The following is a 6,466-nucleotide window of genomic DNA, read 5'->3' on the forward strand; positions in this document are numbered from 1 at the left end:
CCAGGTCTCGTCCAGACCTACAACGACGTCGAGGCAGACGGCACCACCCCGACCTTTGGCGGCTACTCCGACTCCATCGTCGTCAAGGAAGGCTATGTCCTGCGCTTCCCGGACAATATCCCCCTCGATGCAGGCGCTCCCCTGCTTTGCGCCGGCATCACGCTCTATTCCCCGCTCGCCCACTGGAAGGCCGGCGCCGGCAAGAAGGTCGCGATCGTCGGCATGGGCGGCCTCGGCCATATGGGCGTGAAGATCGGTGCAGCCATGGGCGCCGACATCACCGTGCTCTCGCAGTCGCTATCGAAGAAGGAAGACGGCCTGAAGCTCGGCGCCAAGGACTATTACGCAACGAGCGACGCCGAGACCTTCACCAAGCTCGCCGGCACCTTTGACCTGATCATCAACACGGTTGGCACGGTAATCGACTGGAACGCCTATCTCAGCCTGTTGAAGCCCGATGGCACGATGGTTCTGGTCGGTGTTCCCGAGCACCCGGTTCCGGTTCATGCCTTCTCGGTCATCGGCGGGCGTAAGAGCCTCGCCGGTTCCATGATCGGCTCGATCAAGGAAACCCAGGAAATGCTCGACTTCTGCGGCAAGCACAACATCGTCTCGGAGATCGAGAAGATCAACATCCAGAACATCAACGAAGCCTATGAGCGTGTCATCAAGAGCGACGTCCGCTACCGCTTCGTCATCGACATCGCCTCGCTGGCAGCTTGAGAAAATGAGAGGCGGCTCCTTTGGGGGCCGCCCCTTCTGTCAGCCTTCGCGCCCACGACGAAGTATGCACTGAGGAATCTCAGGACATGCCTTCGAGATGTCGGTGCAGGCTCAGCAGATATTCGACGCGGTTGAACGGATCAGGTCCTGAACGCCTTCGAACGCGCGGTGGGCCAGCCATCGGGGCGTAGTGATCGAAGCCGGTTTCCATCGTCCCCGCCCCGCTTGTCAGGCCCGGCAATTGCTGCTGGACGCTCTGGATCATCGCGGACGCCATAGTGCCTTCCAGTCGGGCCATGCCGTCGACAATCACGGAATCCGTCATCGTCGCAGCAGATTTCGCAAGCAGGGTCAGCAAGCCGCTCAAGCTCTCCGCGGGCGCTTCTAGATGAAAGCGGTCGATCGGCTCGCATAGGACGGTTTGCGCGGCTGACAGTGCATCTGCCAGCACCCAAGGCGTGAGCTGCCGGAAATCGGCGGCGGTGCTTGCCGGCGAACTGTGCCGGGCTGCCGTCATCGCCACGTGGCAATCGATGACCTGCCAGCCGAAAACGCCCTGCTTTAGCGTTTCGAACACGGTTTCTTCGACCGCCCTGTAAAAGCTGGCAGGCATCTGGCCGACATCCACTTCCAGCGCGAAGCTGTTGCCCGCGCCGGCAGGCCGCGGCTCGACCCGCAGGCCTACCGTCGCCAGGAAGGGATTGGGTTCCTTGAAGAGGATCTGTAAGCCGGTCCCAATTCCTACAGGCCTCTCGACCAGGATGATCGTACTTTCCTCGAAGCTGGCGTCGAGGCCGAAATCCGTCAGCAGGGTCGACTGGATAACCTCCTTCTGCACCTCGCCATAGAGCGATACGAAGACCTCGTCCGTTTCCTCGTTCCGGCGCAGATTGATCAGCGGATCCTGTTCGGCCATCTGGTTCAGCGCAAGCCACAACGCCGCCTTCTCGGAAGGCCGCTGGCCAAAAACCCGGGTTTCCAGCGTCGGCGGCGCGAAGTAAGCCCGTCCGTCGGAGAGCGGATCGCCGCCCACCGCATCGCCGATCCGGGCGCCGGCAAGGCCGCTGATGCGCGCGATCTGCCCGGCGCGGAAGCTTGCGGCGCCATGAACCCGGCCGGCCTCGAAAACCTCGATCGCGGTCACCCTATCCAGGCCTTTGGGCAAATCCAGATATTGACGGAGCCGGACCGTGCCTGACGTCAGATACATATAGGCCAGCTTTTCACCGCCCCAGCCGCGTTCGATCTTGAAGATTGTTCCGGCAATCGGCCCGTCCGGATCGAGGCGCCGGCCGGGCAATATCGTCGCAATGGCGGATGTTAGGGCCGGCACGCCGACGCCGGTCGTTGCCACACCTGCGAAGACAGGATGCACCAGACCGCTCGCGACCTGATCGATCAGGCAGCGTCCAAGCCTATCCGCCGTCAGGCGATCGGGCGCCAAGACGTAATCGTCCAGCAGCGCCTCGTCATTCTCCGCGAGTGCTTCGCAGAGCGGCGTGAAAAGCGGTTCGCATCCGTGAGCCAAAGCCTCCACCCTGGCAAGCCCGCTGCCAGCATCGATCACGGAAGACATGGCGATGGGGCGAACGAGCAATTGGCTGGCAAGAGCCTTCAGCACGTCCTCATATTGCGCGCCGAGGCGGTCGACCTTGTTGACGAAGAAGACGAAGGGAACGCCAAGTCGTCGCAGCGCCCGCACCAGCACCCGCGTCTGCGCCTGCACGCCTTCAACCGCCGAAACGACGACGACCGCGGCATCCAGCAATCCGAGCACCCGCTCGACCTCGGCGATGAAATCCGGGTGACCGGGCGTGTCGATCAGATTGACGATCCTGTCGCCGATCGTGAACGACACCACCGCGGCTCTGATCGTGATGCCGCGTTGCCGTTCGAGCTCGAGAGTGTCCGTCTGTGTATTGCCGGTATCGACGCTGCCGAGCTTGTCGATAACGCCGGCATCAAAAAGCAGTCTTTCGGTAAGGCTAGTCTTGCCTGCGTCCACATGGGCGAGGATGCCCAAATTCAAAGTGCGCATGAACCACCAACTTCTCAGAATTTCGAATGTGATTTTCGTGAGAAGTGAATCGGCGCATTGGAACCTCTACCTGCTGATGGCGACTGTTGAATGCGTAACTCCCGGTGGTGGGGAGACGCGGGCGGAATGCTAAGGGCGTGTGCGGAGATATGTCAAGCTTGGGCGTATCACGTTCACGCGTGGGCGCGCTCGTGGCTGGTTTCATGGACCGGCGTGCCGTGGCCGCCCCCTCTGCCCTGCCGGGCATCTCCCCCACAGGTGGGGAGATTACAAATAGCCCACGCTTCTTGCCCGTCTATCGTTTCGCTGCGCTGGACGCTGATTATTTGGGGAAACCATTGCGCCTAGCCGATCTCCCCACCTGTGGGGGAGATGGCCGGCAGGCCAGAGGGGGGTTACACAGTATGCGCTTGCGTTCATTTCGGTCCTCTGACTTGACTCGAAGAAGGGACCTACTCCTCCCGCATCGTCTCGCGCTGGGTAATCAGCCGGGCGCTGTGCTGGCCGCTCAGATAGATCCACAGCCAGCTCCAGGCGACGGCGAAGCGCGAGCGGGTGCCGATCAGGAAGTAGATATGGGCAAGACCCCAGATCCACCAGGCGATCCAGCCCTTCAGCTTGATCCGGCCGAAATCGATGATCGCGGCACTCTTGCCGATCGTCGCCAGGCTGCCCTGATGCCAGTAGCGGAAAGGCGCCGGCGCCGGTTTGCCGAATATGCGGGCGCGGATCACTTTGGCGACGTAACCGCCCTGCTGCTTGGCGGCGGGCGCAATGCCCGGCACCGGCTTGCCGTCTTCGCGCATGACAGAGGCGGTATCGCCGACGACGAAGACGTCGGGCAGACCGGGCGCGCTCAGATCCTTCTCGACCACGACGCGCCCTGCCCCGTCGGCCGGCACGCCGAGCCATTGCGCCGCAGGCGAGGCGGTGACCCCGGCTGCCCAGACGATCGTCCGGCTGGCAACAAAGGTCTCGCCGATCTTCACGCCGTCGGCGTTGCATTCGGTCACCGGCTTGCCGAGATGGACCTCGACCCCGAGTTTCTCCAGCGCCTTCTGAGCATAGGCCGAAAGCTCCTCGGCGAAGGTCGGCAGCACCCGCGGGCCGGCCTCGACCAGAACGACGCGGGTCTTGCGCGTGTCGATGTTGCGGAATTCCTTGGGCAGCGTGAAATGCGCGAGTTCGGCGATGATGCCGGCCAGCTCGACACCGGTCGGCCCGGCCCCAACGATGGTGAAGGTCAACAGCGCATCGCGCACGGCAGGATCGCTCTCCATCTCTGCCTTCTCGAAGGCAAGCAGCACGCGCCGGCGGATCGTTGTCGCATCCTCAAGTGTCTTCAGGCCGGGCGCCACCGGCTCCCATTCGTCGTGGCCGAAATAGGCATGCGTCGCCCCGGTCGCCAGCACCAGCGTATCGTAACCAAGAGTCATGCCGTTGCGTAAGGAAACAGTCTTTGCGCCGCTGTCGACGCCGGTGACCTCGGCGAGCAGCACCGTCACGTCAGGCCGGTCGGCATAAAGGCGGCGGATCGGCCAGGCGATCTCCGAGGTGGAGAGAATAGTGGTCGCCACCTGATAGAGCAGCGGCTGGAAGAGATGATGGTTGCGCCGGTCGACCAGCGTGATTCTGACACCGGCGCCCTTCAAGCCGTTGACGAGTTGCAGCCCTCCGAAACCGCCGCCGACAACGACGACATGATGATCGCTCATGACCTACCCCTTTTGCGCCATTTCGCTCAAAGCCAATGTGGCCTTCGCCGCGATGGTTGCAACTGCCGTTTCGGCATAGCTCCCCTGCATCCCGGTCGGTGGAACTCACTCAATCGGCATATCCTACGGGGATCGCCGTACCGCCCTTCAGAAGCTCCATCGAGATCGAGGCCGAGACGTCGAAAAGCTCGATCTTGCGTACGATCTGTTTGTAGATCACATCGTAATGCTCGACGCGCGGCAGCACGATCTTCAGGATATAGTCGTGATTGCCTGTCAGGCGGTGCGCTTCGACGATCTCGGGAATGTCGCTGATGATCCGGCGGAAGGTCTCCGTCCATTCGTCGGAATGGTGCGCCGTCTTGACCAGCGCGAAGACCGTCGTCGGCACGCCCATCTTGTCCCGGTCGAGCACGACGATGCGCCGGGCGATATGGCCACTCTCCTCCAGCCGTTGGATGCGCCGCGAGCAGGCCGATATCGAAAGTGCCACGCGCTCGGCAAGATCGGTCACGGATATGCCCGCATCCTTTTGCAGCATGTCCAGAATGCGTCTGTCGCGATCATCGAGCATGTGTCGAACATATACCTCTTGCGTCTTTTTTGCAGGATTTCATCAAATGACGCAAAATCCTATCACATATATGACGCAAGAGACAAACAAAGCAAACACGTCGCGTCGGGATTGCGGCATCATTTTCGAAAGTTCAGAAGCATGGAGAGCATGAAGAGATGGAAACGATCGGCCTTATCGGCGGCATGAGTTTCGAAAGTTCGGCAGTCTATTACCGTGTCGTCAACGAGATGGTGCGTGACCGCAAGGGTGGCCTCGCCTCGGCCGAACTCATCCTGCATTCTGTCAATTTCGAGGAGATCGTCGCGCTTCAGAAGGCCGGCGACTGGGATATGGCAGCGCGTCGCCTCGCCGACGTGGCTCTGCGCCTGCAGATCGCCGGCGCCGGCTGCATCCTGATCTGCACTAACACCATGCATCTGATCGCCGACAAGGTCGCGGAGAAGATCTCCGTGCCACTGATCCACATCATCGACGAGACCGCGAAATCGTTGCATGCGGCCGGCCGCAAGCGCCCACTGCTGATCGCCACTCGCTACACGATGGAGCACGGCTTCTACAGCGACCGCATGAAGAGCCTTGGCCTCGACATCATGGTGCCTGATGCTGGCGACCGCACCACCGTGCACAACATCATCTTCAACGAACTCTGCGCCGGCAAGGTGCTCGACAGCTCGCGCGACAAGCTCATGGCGGTGATTACCCGCGCCGTCGAGAACGGCGCCGACAGCATCATCCTCGGCTGCACCGAGATCTGCCTGATCCTCGATCCCGACCACTTGCCGCTGCCAGGCTTCGACACCACCGCGATCCATGCCCGAGCGGCGGTCGATTTCGCGCTGGGAATGGATGAGGCAGCAGAAGAGGAAGCCGCCTGATATTGCCATGTTTGTTGACTCAGTCCACTAAATGCAGGACAAGATCTCCATCTGGAGATATTTGCCGGACTGCTGAAAAAGTCAGTCAACACCTCTTTCGTCACGCTCGGGCTTGTCCCGAGCATCTGCTACCGGTGCAGCAGATCCTCGGCACAGGCCGAGGATGACGCCGAGTAAAGAGCGAGGTCCGTCAACAAACTGGCAAGAATCTCCATCTGGAGATCTTTGTCATGTCCGATATCGCCCTTATCGAAACCGCCCGCGATTTCAACCGCTTCTACACGAATTTCCTCGGCCTGCTGAACAAGGCCTATCTCGACACGCCGTTCACGCTGACGGATGCCCGTATCCTCTTCGAGGTCGGCTCGCACGACGGTGTCAGCGCCGCCGCACTTGTACGCGACCTGCAGCTCGACCCCGCTTATCTCAGCCGCATCCTCAAGCGTTTCCGCGCCGCGGGGCTGATCGAAACCAGCCCCCATCCGGCCGACCTGCGCAGCCAGGTCATCATTGTCACCAACCGGGGACGAGAGCAGTT

General features: G+C 61.4%; 6 protein-coding genes. 3 read left to right on the top strand and 3 right to left on the bottom strand.

The genetic code is table 11. The features are described 5' to 3' along the window. The coding region (locus FY112_RS15030; RefSeq protein ID WP_151518723.1) for an NAD(P)-dependent alcohol dehydrogenase at positions 1–723 on the top strand (723 nt) is incomplete at its 5' end. A 79-nt stretch (positions 724–802) separates the two neighbouring features. On the opposite strand, the gene FY112_RS15035 is transcribed toward FY112_RS15030, so the two are convergent. From FY112_RS15035 to FY112_RS15050, 3 genes are all read right to left on the bottom strand, one after another. Continuing rightward, on the bottom strand, positions 803–2,761 hold the full coding sequence (locus FY112_RS15035; protein ID WP_131628456.1) for a TetM/TetW/TetO/TetS family tetracycline resistance ribosomal protection protein: 1,959 nt from the start codon (positions 2,759–2,761) through the stop codon (positions 803–805). Positions 2,762–3,213: 452 nt separating this feature from the next. Beyond that, a complete protein-coding gene (locus FY112_RS15045) occupies positions 3,214–4,476 on the bottom strand; it encodes an NAD(P)/FAD-dependent oxidoreductase (protein WP_151518725.1) in 1,263 nt (420 codons plus the stop codon). Between the two features lie 109 nt (positions 4,477–4,585). Beyond that, positions 4,586–5,050, bottom strand: coding sequence for an Lrp/AsnC family transcriptional regulator (locus FY112_RS15050; protein ID WP_017961209.1), 465 nt, complete (start codon positions 5,048–5,050; stop codon positions 4,586–4,588). A gap of 158 nt (positions 5,051–5,208) precedes the next feature. Between FY112_RS15050 and FY112_RS15055 the strand changes: the two genes are divergently transcribed. Further along, positions 5,209–5,928, top strand: a complete 720-nt coding sequence (locus tag FY112_RS15055; protein WP_151518727.1) for an aspartate/glutamate racemase family protein — start codon at positions 5,209–5,211, stop codon at positions 5,926–5,928. Between the two features lie 230 nt (positions 5,929–6,158). Further along, positions 6,159–6,466, top strand: a 308-nt coding sequence (locus FY112_RS37785) for a helix-turn-helix domain-containing protein (protein ID WP_246700678.1), incomplete at its 3' end; no start/stop codon positions are given.

It is taken from the genome of Rhizobium sp. PEPV16 (assembly GCF_008919455.1).
In the GTDB taxonomy this organism is placed as follows: Bacteria; Pseudomonadota; Alphaproteobacteria; order Rhizobiales; family Rhizobiaceae; genus Rhizobium; species Rhizobium leguminosarum_Q.

What these genes read in the sequence shown, in the direction of transcription:
- FY112_RS15035 (WP_131628456.1), bottom strand. Translation starts at nt 2,761, where the DNA reads ATGCGCACTTTGAATTTGGGCATCCTCGCCCATGTGGACGCAGGCAAG.
- FY112_RS15045 (WP_151518725.1), bottom strand. Translation starts at nt 4,476, where the DNA reads ATGAGCGATCATCATGTCGTCGTTGTCGGCGGCGGTTTCGGAGGGCTG.
- FY112_RS15050 (WP_017961209.1), bottom strand. Translation starts at nt 5,050, where the DNA reads ATGCTCGATGATCGCGACAGACGCATTCTGGACATGCTGCAAAAGGAT.
- FY112_RS15055 (WP_151518727.1), top strand. Translation starts at nt 5,209, where the DNA reads ATGGAAACGATCGGCCTTATCGGCGGCATGAGTTTCGAAAGTTCGGCA.